This is a genomic window from Pseudoalteromonas sp. NJ631 (assembly GCF_000276645.1).
GTDB classification, from domain to species: domain Bacteria; phylum Pseudomonadota; class Gammaproteobacteria; order Enterobacterales; family Alteromonadaceae; genus Pseudoalteromonas; species Pseudoalteromonas piscicida.
Window position 1 is genome coordinate 182,198 of sequence record NZ_AKXJ01000009.1, and the last position, 17,298, is coordinate 199,495.

Below are 17,298 nucleotides of genomic sequence, written 5' to 3' on the forward strand. Positions count from 1 at the left end.
ACATGGCTGGTGCAAAGTACCATAGCTTGCACGATATTAATGCAAGCTATGGATTGCGCTAGGCGTTATTGAAGTTTAGGTTAGTTATCCAAAGATGGTGCGCATTAGGCTGATGGTTTCATCAACACTGCGGCCTTTTTCCACTTCAGCGACTATCGAGTCACGTTTGGTGCGAATATGCTCTGGAATAGACTCATCCGCGAGTGCGCGGTCGACTAACACTTCTGCTGACTCTTTACCGCGGCGTACTGTTTTTTTGCCACCACTGGTGCCGCTGCGCTGAGGTTTATGCAGTAGCTTAAAGTAATTGGAGTTAGTGGCGGTGTCTTTATCCGCGTAATAAAACAGGCATGGTAGCAGCGCTTTAATTTCAGCAAGTTGCGTTTCAAACTCATCCACAGGAGCGGCCATCGTATACCATGGCATTGCTTTAATGGTGCTGACGACATCGGTCCAGTAACGCTCAAAATCGCGATTGTTAAGTTTAGCAACACCAAATGCTTGACACAAAGCGTCAAGCTTGCTCGAGGTTATTGGAGTGAACACATCAGGGCGACGCATTGCTAATAGGCGAGTAGCTGGTGCAAGCGTTGGCTTTTCCTCGCTGCCAGCAAAGGTACTTAAATACCCGACCATAAATGATTGGTAATGCTCGAGCGTCACGTCACCTTCTGCGGGGATTGCGGCTAGCGCTTCATCAAAAGCACCCGGAAGGTCGTCTAATAACTGGTGAAAGCCTTTTGCACTTTTGGTGGAGGCAAACCACTCTACGTCAAACTGATACACGCTGGTATCTAAATTTGCAGCATGCTTACCGCTAAAGGCGAGGCGATCTTCTTTGATCATGTCTTTAAGTGGAGTGCTGCGCATTGGTTTAAGATATTCAATTAGTTTTAATTGCTCATCTAGTGCAATCACTTCTTTGTGACTGGCAATAAATGCAGCCACCATAGGCCAAGGCGCAATGCGTAACGTTTTGAGTTGTAAAAAGCTAATCGCTGCGATGAGCAGATCTTGTAGCTTTTTCACTGTGGGTAATTGATGGTCATCCAGTAAATCAAAATTGATACGATTTTTCGCCACATCAAGCAGTTCATAACACCAACCAAGAAAATCTTCAGGGTGATTTTCCACCTTAACCGCCATCAGATTAAGGCTGATCTCCGTGGCTTGTTTGAGGATATTTTGATAAATCTGACTTTCTTGTTCGCCCAAGGCCATGTTTGACGGTGATATGAGCAGTTTCTTCATGCGGGTTAGATACTCCAAGTTTGATTAATAAACCAACCAGTAAAATATAGCTAAGGACGCTAAAAACTGGCAAGGGCGAGGATCATACCGATTAGTCAAAAGGTTGCAATCGCTCAGTACAAATTATTTGCCTTTATTCATGGTATATTCGACTACAGCCGTTATCATAAAGAGAACCAAGCCTTACGAAGGAAAAGCAATGAACCGGCTAGTTAAAATCGTAGGCGCCATTGTCGCGCTTATTATTATTCTTGTTATCGCAGCCCCGTTTTTAATCCCCAAACAGGCAATTATTGACCAAGTCACGTCACAGGTTGAGTCAGTGACAGGTAGAAAACTGTCGATCGATGGCGACTCTGACATCGGTATTTTCCCAACGCTGCACCTTGAGCTAAACCAAGTGCGATTTGCCAACATGGCAACGGGCAGTCGCCCAGATATGTTCGCTATGGAGCAACTTGCCGTGCATATTCCGTGGTTAAGTGCGTTGTCTGGTGAAGCTAAGCTTGAGCGCTTTGTGATCAATAATCCTAAAATTATCCTAGAAACCGACAAACAAGGTAATGCTAACTGGCAGTTGCTACCCACCAGTGCAGAAAACACGCCAACGGCGCAAACCAGCTCAAAAGGTAATATGCAGTTACCGGAAGGCTTAGATGTTAGCCTTGGCGAAGTGGCGATTTATGGTGGCTCGGTGATTTATCTTGATGGTGTGACAGGCGCTGAATATCAGGTAACTGATTTAGACATTAGCGTGATGCTATCGTCACTGTACCAACCATTAGAAGTCGACGGCAAGCTGACTTTTCAAGGTCAAACTTTTAACCTAGTTACTACACTCGATAATCCAGCAAAGGCGATAGAAGGTGAAACCTTTAATGTTGAACAACAAGTAAAATCAGCGCTGTTCAACCTTGACTATAAAGGTGAAATTGCAGAGCAAGGTAAAACCATTCGCGGTCAATTAGCCTTGACTGGCGACTCGGTAAAAGCGCTAGCTAAGTGGCAGGGTGTTGACCTAAAAGCCAAAGAAAATGCGTTCAACGACTTTGGCCTAAACGCTAAAATGACGATGCAAGGGCAAGTCTTTACTCTCAATGCCTTAGAAGCGACCTTGGACGAATTGGTAATAAAAGGTCAAAGTAAAGTCTCTCTCTCAGGTAAGCCAGATATTACCGCGAGTGTTGACCTTGGCATGTTAGATCTTAACCCTTATTTGCCAGAACCTGTGGAAAAACCACAAACGCAACCTGAGTCAGAAGGCGCACCAGCACAGCCTATCGTGTGGGATGACACTGCAATTGATTTGTCAGCACTTAATAGCCTCAATGCGAATGTGAAGATCACTTCTACAGGGCTACGTGCGAGAGAAATTAAGCTTGGCGAAAACCAAATCAGCTTAGTACTTAACTCAGGTAAGGCGACACTGAGCCTAGATAAATTCCAAGCCTATGAAGGTCAGGGTAAAGGTAAGGTTGTTGTAAATGCAGCAGCAAAACCTTATGCCATCAGTACTGACTTTGCGTTAACGGCAATTAATGCTGAGCCTCTACTGACTGATGCCATTGGCTTTGACAAAGTATTGGGTAAAGGTAGTCTTAATTGGGCGTTAAACACACAAGGCGTTAGTCAAAAGCAATTTGTGAATGCTCTAGGTGGTAAATTAGGTTTTGAGTTCAAAGATGGTGGCGTAAAAGGCGCAAACCTTGCTGAGATGATCCGTAAGGGCAAAGAGATGCTCAAAGGCGATTTCTCTTCGGTATCGCAAGGACTCAATGCCAATTTCGACCCAGATCAAAAAACCGACTTCTCAGCCATGACTGGCACCTTTGTCTTTACCAAAGGCGTAGGTCAAAATGATGACTTCTCGTTGGCAAGCCCGTTACTACGAGTGACAGGCAAGGGCACCGTTGATTTACCACAAACTTTAGTAGATTACCGTGTGGTGACTGGAATTGTTGATACCATTGAAGGGCAAGCCAGTAGCGATGACAGTACCGGTTTTAAAATTCCGGTGCGGATCAAAGGTCCATTCCACAAAGTTGAAACTAGCCTAGACCTAAAAGAAGCGGCCAAAGACAAAGCCAAAGACAAGGTTAAGGATAAGGTAAAAGACAAACTTAAAGGTTTGTTTGGTGGATAGATCTTTATGACGCTTCAATAAACAGCTCATCTGTTTGTTTTAAATCAATTTCAGCTTAACAAGGGCTTGCCGATGGTAGCCCTTGTTCTATATTTATCGCGAGTTAATTATCTATATGCAGTTATAGTGAGCTTATAACTGTCTTACGCCTAAAAGCTGTAACCAGTTGTAATAGAATTACTGTTATTCATGTGCTTAGATAGATGTGAATAGCTCTATAAACAAACGAAGGATAAAAGAATGAGTACACCTACTTTACTCGAATACACGGTGACGCCAAAAGCTGAGGGTAACTGGATATTTTCAAATGACGATGAGCCAGTCAAGCTTAAATTAGCCGAGGGTGACATTGCTGTTCTAACCTATAAGATCGAGCCTGATACAGCTGGCTGGAGCTTTGCTGAAAATGGTACTTTTTTTACTGAGGCGCAAGACAATTTCAATTATAACCTTACAAGCACATTAAAAGATGAGTTTACGGTTGAGGTGAAGATTGAAGCATTGAATGTTGCGAATACGCTAAGTGAAAATGATATCAAAGCGCTTTCAGCTAATCCTGATGCGAGGGTTGTTACACTCGTAGAGAATAACAACTCGAATATTGAATTCAGACTTGTTGCTAAAAAGAATTCTGAAAATGGTGTCGTGCGTTATTTCTCTCAAGATCCAAGGGTGATAATTGACGAGCCAGATGCTCCAGTCTAATTCGTAATTTGCACTTGGCACAGATAGGTAAAGTGTTCTGTGCCAATTCTTAATTCAAGTGATGGCGAGTGACATAATGTCCTGAACCACGAAAGGCGATAAAAAGACGGGCTCCAGCCTAAATCAATGCTTTTTTTCAGTGAAGCCATCGCGGAATACTTTTCTTCTATCAGCGTCTGAATTAACGATTTTACGTAAAAAGCTTCGGCTGAATCGGGATACTCAGCCAAATATTCATCAATTGCTATTAATGCCTCTTGGTTCCGACCTAGGTGTGCCAAAGCTTGAATGCGCACGACTTCAACTTGGCTTGCTGGAGCACTGGCTAAAATTTGCAGATACACTTCACTGGCTTTCTTCTTCTCACCCATTAGTGAGTATATGTCTGCGTAGTTAAGCAAGATTTCTACATTACTGGGCGCCAATTGAGTTGCTCGTTCAGCAAACTCGAGTGCCTGTTCTAAATCACCTAATAGCATCAATACAATGGCATAATTATTAAAGGTAGCCGTACTTGTATATGAGCGATTAACTAGAGCTTGATAAGATTTCTCTGCGTCATGGAGCTTACCAAGTAGAAGAGAGATATCGGCAATAGCCTTTAGTGTTTTTAGGTTATCAGGGCCGTAGTGGCTGGCTGCTCGTAAGTAAGGTAAGGCTTCTTCATACTGGCCAAGCTTCATGTTGAGCAAGGCTGCATTGCGGATGACTTTTAAGGTCGGTCTAAGTTCATAGGCAAGCTCAATGTGATGAAGTGCCGAAGCGTAATCGTTTATTAAATTATAGTAGATGCTGATAAGTGCATGCTTTTGATACTCGTCCTTGACTGAATTCTGAATTGCTAAAAAGGTTCCTTTGGCACGGCTCTTGTCTTTTACAAACGCATAAAACTCGAGATAGGAAGTTTGAATAATTGTACTTGCTTTTAATCTCTTGGGGGCTTGCTGTAATACTTGTTCCCAGTTTAGAAGTACTTGATCATTCGAACTATCTGTATACAACTGAATTGCGAGTTCAGAGTAAAGTGAATACAGCGGCAGGAAGTCCGGCGCAGTATCAATCAGCGTTGTTAACTCTTTTAATATCGCAGCGCGGTCAGCCCCTTTTACTAAGCTAGCATCATGCAGTGTGGCGTAGTTATTCAATAATGTTTTATTGCTAGTGGCTAAATCAGTTGAGCGTCCGGTTAATGAAGTGAGGGCCGAGGCTGTAATAGCAAAAACATGGCTGTAGTTTTCACTCGACGTCATCGTTCGCGCACTATTAATTAAGGCTCCATTAGACGCATCAACTAAGTCGATAACGATGTCACAGCTTTGAATATTACAGTCTAGTTTTATCGTAATGAGCTCATTACTATTTAACGCTCGCCCCAATGCCTTTAATGGTGCTTCAACTCCAATAAATTTCTGTGTTTGTTCTACTTCACTGTCTGAAATGAAGACGTAATCATCATTACTTAAAAAATGTTGTTTAAGTGCGTCGTTAATTGCTAACTCGATGTTTTGTTGATGTGCTTCAAGTAGTTGAAAAGAGTTTGTGAATTTTATCGGTAGCGCTGCAATATAGATCTTGGGTTTGGTTTCCTGCCAATACCAGTACCCACCAACGGCTAAGCACACTAAAAAGGTGAAAAGTGCTGCAATACCTAGTTGCTTTTTACGTACTTTGGCTCTCTCTCTGGCTCTATCTCGTAGCTCTATTTGTTCAAGTGACAGTGTCGCTTCGCTGTTATCGTAGCTAAAGGCGTGTAAAATTTGCTTTAGCTGCTGACTGACCTCATTCGCGCTACTTGGGCGAGCGTTTTTGTCGTATTGCAATAAGCGATCAATAAGCTGTGCCAGTGCAGGGGGAATATCTAAGATACGTTTAGCACTGGCTTTTAACGGCTGGAACTTGATCTGTTCAGCAATAGACTTGTCACTGCCATCGTCAGCTTGTTCGAAATAAGGATGGTGTCCAGCTAATAGTTGATAAGCTATTAGCCCAAATGAGAATAAGTCACTGCGACTGTCTAGCGTTTCATCACGCAGTTGCTCTGGTGACATTGCTGTAAGACTACCGTAACTGGTATGTGGACGAGAGGCTTGGTTGTCTTCTAATTGTGAAATACCAAAGTCGGCAATTTTGGCTATGCTCTGTTCATTAACCAGTATATTGCCAGGCTTTAAGTCTAAATGAAGAATGTTCTGCCCATGAGCTGAGGCCAGGCCATCGGCAATATGGCTTAGTAGCTCGACTTTTTGCTCGGTAGTTAATACGTGTGTTTTTGTGTAGTGCTGTAAAGTTGCACCTTGCACATATTCCATTTCCAAAGCCATTTGACCATCGCTTTCAAAAACATCATAAATTTGCACTATGTTTGGATGGTTAAAACGCGCTAACAGTCGGGCTTCGTTGAGTGCATCTGATTGCGTGTGCTGAGTTAGTGACATCACCTTTACCGCCACTCGGCGGCCTAATTTTTTGTCGGTAGCAAGGTACACTTTGCTCATTCCGCCTTCGGCGAGCAAGATCACGTCCTGATAGTATTCTTCTAACTTCAACACAGCGCTGTCTTTCTCTTTTATTATTGGGGTTAGTGTATCGCTAAAAATATTAAATTAGTACCATTTGCGTTGGACTTAATCGCAAATAACAAGTTGAAAATTTAACACTTTGTCATACTCGCAGCCGCATGTAGGTTATAAGGATAAACAATAATAAGGACAAGCAAATGGCAAAGTTATCTTCTAATTTAGTTTCTCACTTCAGTTTGGCTGCCATGATGGCAAGCGCTCTGCTCGTGAATACGTCTAGTATAGCGGCTGATAGCAAACAAACCTTTAGTTACCCCAATAATGCTCATAACGCAATAAGCCTTACGTTTGATGATGCAAGGCCAAGCCAAGTTGATGTGGGAGTGCCGCTACTCAATCGCCACAAGGTGAAAGGCACATTTTATGTTATGCCACCACAGGTGAAGGAGAAGCTCGCATTGTGGCAAGCCGCTGTGAAGCAGGGGCACGAAATAGGCAATCACACCAGTGAACACTTATGTACGGGTAACTTTGCCTGGCTAAGGGAAAAGGACAAAGGACTCGAACAGGTTGATTTGGCCTACATAGAACGCGATGTAGTCAGCACTACAAAATATATTGAAAAGCATTTAGGCGTAACCCCCAGAAGCTTTGCATATCCTTGCGGTAATACCTTTGTTGGTCGCGGCGCTGAAGTAAAAAGTTATGTGCCGGTGATTGCGAAGCATTTTGACAGTGGCCGTACGTGGTTAGATGAAACCGCTAATCACCCAACTTATACTGACTTTGCGCAACTCACAGGAGTGAGAATGGACGGTGCTAGTTTTGAAGAGCTAAAAGGGTTACTGGAGCACCTTAGGGCAAATAACAGTTGGATAATTCTTGCTGGACATGAGGTGGGCGAAAAAGGCATGTACACCGTCGATACCAAAATGTTAGACCAGCTTATTCCTTACTTACAGGACCCTAAAAACGGTTATTGGTTAGACACCGTAAGCAATGTGGGTGATTACATCAAAAGCAAAAGAGAGCCGTAGGTCGAGATTTATCTCGACTTCTCACAGGACCCTAAAAATGGTTATTGGTTAGACACTGTAAGCTGTGTGGGTGATTACATCAAAAGTAAAAGAGAGCCGTAGGTCGAGATTTATCTCGACTTCTCACTGGACCCTAAAAACGGTTATTGGTTAGACACCGTAAGCAATGTGGGTGATTACATCAAAAGCAAAAGAGAGCCGTAGGTCGAGATTTATCTCGACTTCACTTTTTCTAAGATCTTCTCGTCGCGCTATATGGTTGTTTGCTCAAAGCTTGAGCTTGTTTGTGAGAAAAGGGTGATAAATTCTTGTTCACAGCCTACTAAGCGATATGCCTAAACAATAATCAAAATAAAATTTCTGCTGTAAACTTTGTTTAATATTTGCGCAAGTGGTTGAATTCTCGATTGCTTGCCGCCATATCCTCAAACTGTAATCGGTACGTCATGTTAACGCGTTAAATTAATTAAAAATTGAACTATCTTTGATGCGACATTGCTGATACAATTGCCCGCCCTTGAAAGACATAATCACAGTTTTTTGAGTGGAATTTAACCTAAATGCCTTGATTTTGAACGAAATCTAGGCGAGTTGTAACTACACCGGAGGTCATTAAGATGATCCAAATGCAAACTCAGCTGGACGTTGCTGATAACAGCGGCGCTCGCAAAGTGCAGTGTATAAAAGTCCTTGGTGGTTCGCACCGTCGCTACGCAGCGGTTGGCGACATCATTAAAGTTTCTGTTAAAGAAGCGATTCCTCGCGGCAAAGTGAAGAAAGGTGATGTTAAAAACGCAGTAGTAGTGCGTACTAAAAAAGGCGTACGTCGTCCAGACGGCTCTTTAATCCGTTTCGATAGCAATGCGGCTGTTATCTTAAATGATAACTTACAGCCTATTGGTACTCGTATCTTCGGCCCTGTGACTCGTGAACTTCGTACTGAAAAGTTCATGAAGATCGTTTCACTAGCACCAGAAGTACTATAAGGAGTCGATCATGGCAGCAAAAATCCGTCGTGATGACGAAGTAATCGTACTAGCCGGTAAAGACAAAGGTAAGCGCGGTAAAGTGCTTTCAGTTGTTACTGAAACTGGCCGAGTATTTGTTGAAGGCGTTAACATCATCAAGAAACACCAGAAGCCTGTACCACAACTACAGCAAGCTGGCGGTGTTGTTGAGAAAGAAGCGTCAGTCGACGTATCAAACGTAGCGATTTTCAATGCCGAAACTGGCAAAGCGGATCGTGTAGGTTTTAGATTTGAAGACGGTAAAAAAGTCCGTTTCTTCAAGTCTACCGGTAAAACTATTTAATAGTTGGAGTAGACGATGGCGAAACTGCATGAAGTGTACAAAGACAAAGTGGTAAAAGAGCTTCAAGAGAAGTTCGGTTACAGCTCTGTCATGCAAGTCCCTCAGATCGAAAAGATCACACTTAACATGGGTGTGGGCGAAGCCCTAGCTGACAAGAAAATTCTAGAAAACGCAGTAGCAGACCTAGAATCAATCTCTGGTCAGAAGCCTCTAGTGACTAAAGCACGCAAATCAGTTGCTGGCTTTAAGATCCGTGAAGGTTACCCAATTGGCTGTAAAGTAACCCTACGCGGCGAGCGTATGTGGGATTTCCTAGAGCGTTTAGTCTCTATCGCGATGCCACGTATTCGTGACTTCCGCGGTGTTAGCGCAAAGTCTTTTGACGGTCGCGGTAACTACTCTATGGGCGTACGTGAACAAATCATCTTCCCAGAAATCGATTATGATAAAGTAGACCGCGTTCGCGGTATGGATATCACAATCACTACTTCTGCGAAAACAGATGACGAAGGCCGTGCGTTGTTAGAAGCGTTCAACTTCCCATTCAAAAAGTAAGGGTAGGGTTATGGCAAAGAATTCAATGAAAGCACGTGACGTAAAACGTGCTAAATTAGTTACTCAGTATGCTGAAAAGCGTGCTGCGTTAAAAGCTATCATCAGCGATGTTAATGCATCTGATGATGAGCGTTGGGATGCAGTGTTAAAGCTACAGTCTTTACCACGCGATTCTAGCCCTTCACGTCAACGTAATCGTTGTAACATCACGGGCCGCCCTCATGGTTACCTTCGCAAGTTCGGCTTAAGCCGTATTAAAGTTCGCGAAGCAGCGATGCGCGGTGAAATTCCTGGCCTTAAAAAGGCTAGCTGGTAATAGAATCACGGGAGTAAGACATGAGCTTGCAAGATCCAATTGCGGATTTGTTCACACGTATCCGTAACGGTCAGTCTGCGAAGAAGGTATCTGTTTCAATGCCAACTTCAAAGCTGAAAGTAGCTGTAGCTAAGGTACTTAAAGACGAAGGTTATATCACTGACTTCGCAGTATCTGGTGACGTAAAAGCAGAATTGACTATCGAACTTAAGTACTTCGAAGGCAAAGCTGTAATCGAAAACATCCAGCGTGTTAGCCGCCCTGGTCTACGTATCTATAAGAGACGTGACGAATTACCTAAGGTAATGGGTGGTCTAGGTATCGCTATCGTATCAACTTCTAAAGGCCTGATGACAGACCGCGCTGCGCGTACCGCTGGCGTTGGTGGTGAAATCATTGGCTTTGTAGCTTAATCGGAGGGGAACTATGTCTCGTATAGCGAAGGCTCCAATCAATGTTCCTGCCGGTGTTGAAGTTACAATTAACGGCCAGGACATCAAAGTTAAAGGCAAGAACGGTGAATTAACTCGCACAATCAACGATGCGGTTGAAGTTTCACTAAACGACAACGTTATCACTACAGCTCCTCGTGAAGTTGCTAATGCTTGGGCTCAAGCTGGTACTGCACGTGCGCTAATCAACAACATGATTGTTGGTGTTAACGATGGTTATGAGAAGAAACTACAGCTAGTAGGTGTTGGTTACCGTGCGGCAGTTAAGGGCAATTCATTAGATTTAACCCTTGGCTTTTCTCACCCAGTGAACTTCGAGATCCCAACAGGTATCACTATCGAAGCTCCAAGCCAGACTGAAATTGTTGTTAAAGGCGCAGACAAGCAGTTAGTTGGTCAAACAGCTGCTAACATCCGCTCATACCGTGAACCAGAGCCTTATAAAGGTAAAGGTGTACGTTACGCTGATGAGCACGTGCGTCGTAAAGAGGCTAAGAAGAAGTAAGGTAAGACGATGGATAAGAAAACAGCTCGTCTACGTCGTGCTAAGCGCACTCGTAGAAATATTATCGAACAAGGCACAACACGTCTTGTTATCCACCGCACGCCACGTCACATTTACGCTCAAGTAATCAATGCTGAGGGTAATGTACTGGCTGCTGCTTCTACTGTTGAAAAAGCAATTGTTGAAACAGTTAAAGGCACAGGCAACATCGAAGCGGCTCAAGCAGTTGGTAAAGCAATCGCTGAGCGCGTAGCTGACAAAGGCGTTGAAAAAATCGCTTTTGATCGCAGTGGCTTTAAATATCACGGCCGTGTGAAGGCGCTAGCTGATGCTGCGCGCGAAGCCGGTCTGCAATTCTAGGAGTAGACAATGGCTAACGTAGAAGCAAAAGCACAACAGCCTGAATTGGCTGAAAAGCTAATCGCGGTAAACCGTGTGTCTAAAGTGGTTAAAGGTGGTCGTATCTTTAGCTTCACTGCACTAACAGTAGTTGGTGATGGCGCTGGTAAAGTAGGTTTTGGTTATGGTAAAGCACGTGAAGTTCCTGCTGCTATTCAAAAAGCAATGGAAAAAGCACGTCGTAACATGATCACTGTTGAACTTAAAGGTAACACGCTACAGCACCCAATCAAGGGTCGCCACGCGGGTTCTAAAGTTTACATGCAGCCTGCATCTGAAGGTACAGGTATCATTGCAGGTGGTGCGATGCGTGCAGTACTAGAAGTAACTGGCGTACAGAACGTACTATCTAAAGCATACGGTTCAACTAACCCGATCAACATCGTTCGCGCAACTATCGCAGCTCTAGAGAATATGAATTCTCCAGAAGGTATTGCTGCGAAGCGTGGTCTTAGCGTTGACGAAATCTTGGGGTAAGACACCATGGCAAACACAGTAAAAGTAACTCAAGTACGTAGCTCAATCGGTCGTTTACCGAAGCATAAAGCTACATTACGTGGCCTTGGTTTACGTCGTATCAACCACACTGTTGAGCTAGAAGATACGCCAGCAGTTCGCGGTATGATCAACCAAGTTTCTTACATGGTTAAGGTTGAGGGGTAATTCGATGAACTTGAATACACTTTCACCTGCTGCAGGTTCAAAAACAGCTGGTAAGCGTCTTGGCCGTGGTATCGGTTCTGGTCTTGGTAAGACTGGTGGCCGTGGTCACAAAGGTCAAAAGTCACGCTCTGGCGGTAAAGTACGCGTTGGTTTCGAAGGCGGTCAAATGCCTATGCAACGTCGTCTACCTAAGTTTGGTTTCACTTCACGCAAGTCTCTTGTGTCTAAAGAAGTGAATCTATTCGAAATCGCTAAAGTTGAAGGCGATGTGGTAGATCTAAACGCGTTACAGGCAGCTGGTATCGTTAAAAAGAACATCCAGTTCGTAAAAGTTGTAAAATCTGGCGAAGTTTCACGCGCTGTTACTGTTAAAGGCATGAAAGTGTCTAAAGGTGCACGCGAAGCTATCGAAGCTGCCGGAGGCAAGGTAGAAGACTAAGGAAGTACGCTATGGCTAAACCAGGTCAAGATATGCAAAGTGCACAAAGTGGGCTTGCGGAACTGAAGCGCCGATTACTATTCGTATTGGGTGCTATCATTATTTACCGTCTGGGCTCTTTTGTGCCAATCCCTGGGATTGACGCCGCTGTACTTGCCGAATTCTTCGAGCAACAAAAGGGCACCATTGTTGAGATGTTCAACATGTTCAGCGGTGGTGCGCTTGAGCGTGCATCGGTATTGGCGCTAGGTATTATGCCGTACATCTCGGCTTCGATTATTATGCAGCTATTAACGCACATACATCCTGCGATGATAGAGCTTAAGAAAGAAGGTGAGCAAGGGCGTAAGAAAATCAGCCAGTATACGCGTTATGGTACGCTTGTGCTTGCTACATTCCAATCGATAGGTATCGCTACTGGTCTACCTAACATGATGGAAGGCCTAGTTGTGAATCCAGGCTTCGGCTTTTATTTCACAGCTGTAGTGAGCTTAGTCACAGGAACTATGTTCCTTATGTGGTTGGGCGAACAAATCACTGAGCGTGGTATCGGTAACGGTATCTCAGTTCTAATATTTGTTGGTATTGTAGCTAACCTGCCGTCTGCAATTGGTTCGACAGCAGAAATGGCGCGCCAAGGTGATCTGCATATTTTAGCATTGTTATTGATTGCGGTAATCGTATTCGCCGTAACTTACCTAGTTGTGTTCTTCGAGCGTGGTCAACGTCGTATCGTTGTAAACTATGCGAAGCGTCAACAAGGTCGTCAGGTATTTGCTGCTCAAAGCACGCACTTACCACTAAAAGTTAACATGGCGGGTGTTATTCCACCAATCTTTGCTAGCAGTATCATTTTGTTCCCTGGTACAATAGCAAGCTGGTTTGGCCAAGGTGAAGGTCCGGTCGCTGATGTGCTACAAGCTATCTCAGCAGTATTGACTCCAGGTCAACCACTGTATGCGATGGTATTAGCTGCGGCTATTATCTTCTTCTGCTTCTTCTACACTGCGTTGGTGTTTAACCCGCGTGAGACAGCAGATAACCTGAAAAAATCTGGCGCTTTTATTCCAGGCATTCGTCCAGGTGAGCAGACATCTAAATACATTGATAAAGTGATGACACGCCTGACATTGGCAGGTGCTTTGTATATAACCTTTATCTGTCTGGTGCCCGAGTTTATGACTATGGCATGGCAAACGCCATTCTACTTCGGCGGTACATCGATTCTGATTATCGTTGTTGTCATCATGGACTTTATGGCACAAGTACAGACTCATATGATGTCACATCAATATGATTCTGTGCTGAAAAAAGCGAACCTTAAAGGCTACGGCCGTTAAGGTCAGTTTACGGAGTTGAGTAATGAAAGTACGTGCTTCCGTTAAGAAAATTTGCCGTAACTGCAAAGTAATCAAGCGTGCAGGTGTTGTACGTGTGATCTGCAGTGAGCCAAAGCACAAGCAAAGGCAAGGCTAAGCAAATTAAGTCGTGCAGGCTGAGTAACTTTACTTAGCCTGTTTCTTTGGTAAAACTTGAATGTCGGTTGGGTATCCTATACGGGCTTTCCAGCAAGATGATAATCAAGTTTATTTATAGGAGATATGTTAGTGGCCCGTATCGCAGGCATTAACGTTCCTGATCATAAGCATGCTGTTATCGGTTTAACAAGCATCTATGGTGTAGGTAAAACTCGCGCTAAGGCGATCTTAGCTGCGACAGGTATCGCTGAAACTACTAAAATCGGCGAGTTAAATGACGAAACGCTTGACATCCTTCGTGAAGAAGTTGGCAAGTACACTGTTGAAGGTGATCTTCGTCGTGAAGTAACACTAAACATCAAACGTCTTATGGACCTTGGTTGTTTCCGTGGCTTACGTCACCGTCGTTCGCTACCACTACGTGGTCAGCGTACTAAGACTAACGCGCGTACTCGTAAGGGTCCTCGCAAGCCTATCAAGAAATAAGGTGGGGTAAGTTATGGCAAAAGCACCAATTCGTCGTAAAAAGGTCAAAAAGCAGGTTGTTGACGGCATGGCTCACGTTCATGCATCTTTCAACAACACGATTGTGACCATCACTGACCGTCAAGGTAATGCTCTTTCTTGGGCGACTGCAGGTGGTTCAGGTTTCCGTGGTTCTCGTAAGTCTACTCCATTCGCTGCACAGGTTGCTGCGGAGCGTGCAGGTGTTGCTGCACAAGAGTACGGTCTTAAGAACCTAGAAGTATTCATCAAAGGTCCAGGTCCAGGCCGTGAGTCTGCTGTTCGTGCATTGAATGCTGCTGGTTACCGTATCACTAACATCACTGACGTGACGCCAATTCCACACAATGGTTGTCGTCCACCGAAGAAACGTCGCGTATAACAATAGGTTAGGAGAAAGAACATGGCAAGATATTTGGGCCCTAAGCTCAAGCTGAGTCGTCGTGAAGGTACTGACCTGTTCCTTAAAAGCGGCGTAAGAGCAATTGACTCTAAGTGTAAACTAGAAACAGCACCTGGTCAGCACGGCGCACGTAAAGGTCGTCTATCTGATTACGGTTTACAGCTACGTGAAAAGCAAAAAGTTCGTCGTATCTACGGTGTACTAGAAAAGCAATTCCGTAACTACTACAAAGAAGCTGCTCGCCTTAAAGGTAACACAGGTGAAAACTTGTTACAGCTTCTAGAGCAACGTCTAGACAATGTTGTATATCGCATGGGTTTTGCAAGCACACGTGCTGAAGCACGTCAGCTAGTAAGCCACAAAGCGATTATGGTTAATGGTCGTGTTGTTAATATCCCTTCTTTCGTAGTTACTCCTGAAGATGTAGTAGTAATTCGCGAGAAGTCTAAAAAGCAAGCGCGTATCATCGCTGCTCTAGAGTTGGCTGAGCAACGTGAAAAGCCAACTTGGATTGAAGTTGACGGTAAGAAAATGGAAGGCACTTTCAAGCGTCTACCAGAGCGTTCTGATCTGTCTGCGGACATTAACGAACAACTAATCGTCGAACTTTACTCGAAGTAAAGTTAAGAGTTAAGAGAGGATAAAATGCAGGGTTCTGTAACCGAATTCCTAAAACCAAGATTAGTCGATATCGACGCTGTAAGCTCAACGCGTTCTAAAGTAGTTTTAGAGCCTCTAGAGCGTGGTTTTGGCCACACACTAGGTAATGCTCTACGTCGTATACTTCTTTCATCTATGCCTGGTTGTGCTGTGACAGAAGTTGAAATTGACGGCGTATTGCACGAGTACAGCGCGAAAGAAGGCGTACAAGAAGACATCATTGAAATTCTGTTAAACCTTAAAGGTCTAGCGGTATCTCTAGAAGGTAAAGATGAAGTTTTCCTTACCCTGACTAAGTCTGGTGTAGGCCCTGTGACTGCGGCTGATATCCAGCACGACGGAGATGTGACTATCGCCAACCCTGAGCATGTCATTTGTCACTTAACTGCTGACAATAGCGAAATCAGCATGCGCATTCGTGTTGAGCGTGGTCGCGGTTATGTACCGGCGTCTAGTCGTTTATCCTCTGATGACGATGAGCGCCCAATCGGCCGTTTGTTGCTAGATGCATCATTCAGCCCGGTTGAGCGTATTGCGTACTCGGTTGAGTCAGCTCGTGTTGAGCAGCGTACAGACTTAGATAAACTAATCATCGATATGGAAACGAACGGCACTTTAGATCCTGAAGAAGCGATCCGCCGTGCGTCAACTATCCTTGCTGAGCAGTTAGATGCATTCGTAGACCTACGTGATGTTTCTGAGCCAGAAGAGAAAGAAGAGAAGCCGGAGTTTGATCCGATTCTACTTCGTCCAGTTGATGACTTAGAACTAACTGTACGTTCTGCAAACTGTCTGAAAGCCGAGCAAATTCAATATATCGGTGACTTAGTACAGCGTACTGAAGTTGAGCTTCTGAAAACACCAAACCTTGGTAAGAAGTCTCTAACTGAAATTAAAGACGTGCTAGCTTCACGTGGTCTATCTCTAGGTATGCGCCTAGAAAACTGGCCGCCTGCAAGTCTAGCTGAGTAATCTAAGTTACTATATTAGTTTAGTTAGAAGGATAGGGTCATGCGCCATCGTAAGAGTGGTCGTCAATTAAACCGTAACAGCAGCCATCGCAAAGCGATGTTTAGCAACATGGCTGGTTCTTTGGTGAAGCACGAAATCATCAAAACTACTTTGCCTAAAGCAAAAGAGCTGCGCCGTGTAATTGAACCTTTAATCACACTGGCTAAGACTGACAGCGTAGCAAACCGTCGTTTAGCGTTTGCTCGCACGCGTGATAAAGAAGTAGTTGGTAAATTGTTCACTGAGATCGGTCCTCGTTTCGCGGATCGTCCAGGTGGTTACACTCGTATTCTTAAGTGTGGCTTCCGTGCAGGTGACAACGCGCCAATGGCTTACATTGAACTACTAGATCGCCCAGCGACTGAAGAAGTTCAAGAAGACGCGCAGTCTGCAGAGTAATTAGTCTTATTAAAGACACAAAAAAAGCCGAGCATAGCTCGGCTTTTTCTTTTTCATAACCCGCACAGTACAACCTCTAGTCTTAGATTTAAACCACAGCTTATTGTAGTAAAGATGTAGATGAACATAAGCAAATAGATCCACACCATAATACTCAAACTCTACAAAATTAACCTCCCATCAAGCACTATCTAAGTTCAAGCTTTTGACTGGGCATATTTAAATGTGCAGATTAGCTAAAACTTGGTGAATAAACTCCTCTGGTTACGAGGGTCTCTTAGTTAACGATTATGGTGAGTGTGGATGAGCCAATCACGTAAACATCTAAGGAGAACCAGTGCTACGTATATAGAGGTGCTAGCGTGAGATAATGCGTTAACTGTATAAAGCAGCCATAAAATGACATTGTGAAAGTCCATTTAATCATCATTTAGTGCGGTTTATGGACGTTTCGCTTTATTTTTGCTCGAACAAACGTTTTTTCGCAATTTTCTTTAAAAAAGGGTTGCACTAAAATCGGATCGCCCTATAATGCGACCCCACTGACA

22 protein-coding genes are annotated in these 17,298 nt (G+C 44.0%); 20 read left to right on the top strand and 2 right to left on the bottom strand.

Translation table 11 applies throughout. From position 1 onward, the window contains the following. Positions 1 to 84: 84 nt before the first annotated feature. Positions 85 to 1,251, bottom strand: coding sequence for a hypothetical protein (locus tag A587_RS0115775; protein ID WP_026001019.1), 1,167 nt, complete (start codon positions 1,249 to 1,251; stop codon positions 85 to 87). A 199-nt stretch (positions 1,252 to 1,450) separates the two neighbouring features. On the opposite strand from A587_RS0115775, the gene A587_RS0115780 reads away from it, so the two are divergent. Both A587_RS0115780 and A587_RS0115785 read left to right on the top strand, forming a co-directional pair. Then, entirely contained in the window at positions 1,451 to 3,394 is a 1,944-nt protein-coding gene (locus A587_RS0115780; RefSeq protein WP_017218384.1) for an AsmA family protein, read from the top strand. 240 nt (positions 3,395 to 3,634) lie between these two features. After that, positions 3,635 to 4,099, top strand: a complete 465-nt coding sequence (locus tag A587_RS0115785) for a hypothetical protein (protein WP_017218385.1) — start codon at positions 3,635 to 3,637, stop codon at positions 4,097 to 4,099. Here the strand turns inward: A587_RS0115785 and A587_RS0115790 are convergent. Then, positions 4,096 to 6,648 carry a serine/threonine-protein kinase gene (locus tag A587_RS0115790; protein WP_017218386.1) on the bottom strand — a complete coding sequence of 851 codons (2,553 nt, stop codon included), beginning with the start codon at positions 6,646 to 6,648 and terminating at the stop codon, positions 4,096 to 4,098. The genes A587_RS0115785 and A587_RS0115790 overlap by 4 nt on opposite strands. 167 nt (positions 6,649 to 6,815) lie before the next feature. Between A587_RS0115790 and A587_RS0115795 the strand changes: the two genes are divergently transcribed. From A587_RS0115795 to rplQ, 18 genes are all read left to right on the top strand, one after another. Next, positions 6,816 to 7,655: a polysaccharide deacetylase family protein gene (locus A587_RS0115795; protein ID WP_017218387.1), complete on the top strand. Its 840-nt coding sequence runs from the start codon at positions 6,816 to 6,818 to the stop codon at positions 7,653 to 7,655. Positions 7,656 to 8,272: 617 nt separating this feature from the next. After that, a complete protein-coding gene (gene rplN, locus A587_RS0115800; RefSeq protein ID WP_010378257.1) occupies positions 8,273 to 8,641 on the top strand; it encodes a 50S ribosomal protein L14 in 369 nt (122 codons plus the stop codon). A 10-nt stretch (positions 8,642 to 8,651) separates the two neighbouring features. Then, positions 8,652 to 8,966, top strand: a complete 315-nt coding sequence (gene rplX, locus A587_RS0115805; protein WP_010378260.1) for a 50S ribosomal protein L24 — start codon at positions 8,652 to 8,654, stop codon at positions 8,964 to 8,966. A gap of 15 nt (positions 8,967 to 8,981) precedes the next feature. Continuing rightward, positions 8,982 to 9,521 (top strand): 50S ribosomal protein L5, encoded by a 540-nt coding sequence (gene rplE, locus A587_RS0115810; protein WP_010378262.1) that lies wholly within the window; start codon positions 8,982 to 8,984, stop codon positions 9,519 to 9,521. A 10-nt stretch (positions 9,522 to 9,531) separates the two neighbouring features. Further along, positions 9,532 to 9,837 (top strand): 30S ribosomal protein S14, encoded by a 306-nt coding sequence (gene rpsN / locus A587_RS0115815; protein ID WP_010378264.1) that lies wholly within the window; start codon positions 9,532 to 9,534, stop codon positions 9,835 to 9,837. 20 nt (positions 9,838 to 9,857) lie between these two features. After that, the gene (gene rpsH, locus A587_RS0115820; RefSeq protein WP_010378266.1) at positions 9,858 to 10,250 is read left to right on the top strand and encodes a 30S ribosomal protein S8; all 393 of its coding nucleotides are present in this window, start codon (positions 9,858 to 9,860) and stop codon (positions 10,248 to 10,250) included. A gap of 13 nt (positions 10,251 to 10,263) precedes the next feature. After that, positions 10,264 to 10,794 carry a 50S ribosomal protein L6 gene (rplF, locus tag A587_RS0115825; RefSeq protein WP_010378268.1) on the top strand — a complete coding sequence of 177 codons (531 nt, stop codon included), beginning with the start codon at positions 10,264 to 10,266 and terminating at the stop codon, positions 10,792 to 10,794. 9 nt (positions 10,795 to 10,803) lie between these two features. Next, positions 10,804 to 11,154 carry a 50S ribosomal protein L18 gene (gene rplR, locus A587_RS0115830; RefSeq protein ID WP_010378271.1) on the top strand — a complete coding sequence of 117 codons (351 nt, stop codon included), beginning with the start codon at positions 10,804 to 10,806 and terminating at the stop codon, positions 11,152 to 11,154. Positions 11,155 to 11,163: 9 nt separating this feature from the next. Continuing rightward, on the top strand, positions 11,164 to 11,670 hold the full coding sequence (rpsE, locus tag A587_RS0115835) for a 30S ribosomal protein S5 (RefSeq protein WP_010606806.1): 507 nt from the start codon (positions 11,164 to 11,166) through the stop codon (positions 11,668 to 11,670). Between the two features lie 6 nt (positions 11,671 to 11,676). Further along, a complete protein-coding gene (gene rpmD, locus A587_RS0115840; protein WP_010378276.1) occupies positions 11,677 to 11,856 on the top strand; it encodes a 50S ribosomal protein L30 in 180 nt (59 codons plus the stop codon). A 4-nt stretch (positions 11,857 to 11,860) separates the two neighbouring features. After that, a complete protein-coding gene (gene rplO, locus A587_RS0115845) occupies positions 11,861 to 12,295 on the top strand; it encodes a 50S ribosomal protein L15 (protein ID WP_010378278.1) in 435 nt (144 codons plus the stop codon). 11 nt (positions 12,296 to 12,306) lie between these two features. Continuing rightward, the gene (gene secY / locus A587_RS0115850; RefSeq protein ID WP_010606805.1) at positions 12,307 to 13,635 is read left to right on the top strand and encodes a preprotein translocase subunit SecY; all 1,329 of its coding nucleotides are present in this window, start codon (positions 12,307 to 12,309) and stop codon (positions 13,633 to 13,635) included. A 22-nt stretch (positions 13,636 to 13,657) separates the two neighbouring features. After that, a complete protein-coding gene (gene rpmJ, locus A587_RS24785; RefSeq protein ID WP_002959476.1) occupies positions 13,658 to 13,771 on the top strand; it encodes a 50S ribosomal protein L36 in 114 nt (37 codons plus the stop codon). 131 nt (positions 13,772 to 13,902) lie between these two features. Further along, positions 13,903 to 14,259 carry a 30S ribosomal protein S13 gene (rpsM, locus tag A587_RS0115860; RefSeq protein ID WP_010378282.1) on the top strand — a complete coding sequence of 119 codons (357 nt, stop codon included), beginning with the start codon at positions 13,903 to 13,905 and terminating at the stop codon, positions 14,257 to 14,259. Between the two features lie 13 nt (positions 14,260 to 14,272). Continuing rightward, entirely contained in the window at positions 14,273 to 14,659 is a 387-nt protein-coding gene (gene rpsK, locus A587_RS0115865; protein ID WP_010378285.1) for a 30S ribosomal protein S11, read from the top strand. Between the two features lie 21 nt (positions 14,660 to 14,680). Further along, entirely contained in the window at positions 14,681 to 15,301 is a 621-nt protein-coding gene (rpsD, locus tag A587_RS0115870; protein WP_017218390.1) for a 30S ribosomal protein S4, read from the top strand. 24 nt (positions 15,302 to 15,325) lie between these two features. Continuing rightward, complete coding sequence (locus A587_RS0115875) at positions 15,326 to 16,312, top strand: DNA-directed RNA polymerase subunit alpha (protein ID WP_010378288.1); 987 nt, start codon at positions 15,326 to 15,328, stop codon at positions 16,310 to 16,312. Between the two features lie 39 nt (positions 16,313 to 16,351). Next, entirely contained in the window at positions 16,352 to 16,750 is a 399-nt protein-coding gene (gene rplQ / locus A587_RS0115880; protein ID WP_010378290.1) for a 50S ribosomal protein L17, read from the top strand. Positions 16,751 to 17,298: the final 548 nt, after the last annotated feature.

What these genes read in the sequence shown, in the direction of transcription:
- rplE (WP_010378262.1), top strand. Translation starts at nt 8,982, where the DNA reads ATGGCGAAACTGCATGAAGTGTACAAAGACAAAGTGGTAAAAGAGCTT.
- rplF (WP_010378268.1), top strand. Translation starts at nt 10,264, where the DNA reads ATGTCTCGTATAGCGAAGGCTCCAATCAATGTTCCTGCCGGTGTTGAA.
- rplN (WP_010378257.1), top strand. Translation starts at nt 8,273, where the DNA reads ATGATCCAAATGCAAACTCAGCTGGACGTTGCTGATAACAGCGGCGCT.
- rpmJ (WP_002959476.1), top strand. Translation starts at nt 13,658, where the DNA reads ATGAAAGTACGTGCTTCCGTTAAGAAAATTTGCCGTAACTGCAAAGTA.
- rpsK (WP_010378285.1), top strand. Translation starts at nt 14,273, where the DNA reads ATGGCAAAAGCACCAATTCGTCGTAAAAAGGTCAAAAAGCAGGTTGTT.
- secY (WP_010606805.1), top strand. Translation starts at nt 12,307, where the DNA reads ATGGCTAAACCAGGTCAAGATATGCAAAGTGCACAAAGTGGGCTTGCG.
- A587_RS0115875 (WP_010378288.1), top strand. Translation starts at nt 15,326, where the DNA reads ATGCAGGGTTCTGTAACCGAATTCCTAAAACCAAGATTAGTCGATATC.
- A587_RS0115775 (WP_026001019.1), bottom strand. Translation starts at nt 1,251, where the DNA reads ATGAAGAAACTGCTCATATCACCGTCAAACATGGCCTTGGGCGAACAA.
- A587_RS0115780 (WP_017218384.1), top strand. Translation starts at nt 1,451, where the DNA reads ATGAACCGGCTAGTTAAAATCGTAGGCGCCATTGTCGCGCTTATTATT.
- rpsN (WP_010378264.1), top strand. Translation starts at nt 9,532, where the DNA reads ATGGCAAAGAATTCAATGAAAGCACGTGACGTAAAACGTGCTAAATTA.
- rplX (WP_010378260.1), top strand. Translation starts at nt 8,652, where the DNA reads ATGGCAGCAAAAATCCGTCGTGATGACGAAGTAATCGTACTAGCCGGT.
- A587_RS0115785 (WP_017218385.1), top strand. Translation starts at nt 3,635, where the DNA reads ATGAGTACACCTACTTTACTCGAATACACGGTGACGCCAAAAGCTGAG.
- rpsH (WP_010378266.1), top strand. Translation starts at nt 9,858, where the DNA reads ATGAGCTTGCAAGATCCAATTGCGGATTTGTTCACACGTATCCGTAAC.
- rpsD (WP_017218390.1), top strand. Translation starts at nt 14,681, where the DNA reads ATGGCAAGATATTTGGGCCCTAAGCTCAAGCTGAGTCGTCGTGAAGGT.
- rplQ (WP_010378290.1), top strand. Translation starts at nt 16,352, where the DNA reads ATGCGCCATCGTAAGAGTGGTCGTCAATTAAACCGTAACAGCAGCCAT.
- rpmD (WP_010378276.1), top strand. Translation starts at nt 11,677, where the DNA reads ATGGCAAACACAGTAAAAGTAACTCAAGTACGTAGCTCAATCGGTCGT.
- rpsE (WP_010606806.1), top strand. Translation starts at nt 11,164, where the DNA reads ATGGCTAACGTAGAAGCAAAAGCACAACAGCCTGAATTGGCTGAAAAG.
- rplO (WP_010378278.1), top strand. Translation starts at nt 11,861, where the DNA reads ATGAACTTGAATACACTTTCACCTGCTGCAGGTTCAAAAACAGCTGGT.
- rplR (WP_010378271.1), top strand. Translation starts at nt 10,804, where the DNA reads ATGGATAAGAAAACAGCTCGTCTACGTCGTGCTAAGCGCACTCGTAGA.
- A587_RS0115795 (WP_017218387.1), top strand. Translation starts at nt 6,816, where the DNA reads ATGGCAAAGTTATCTTCTAATTTAGTTTCTCACTTCAGTTTGGCTGCC.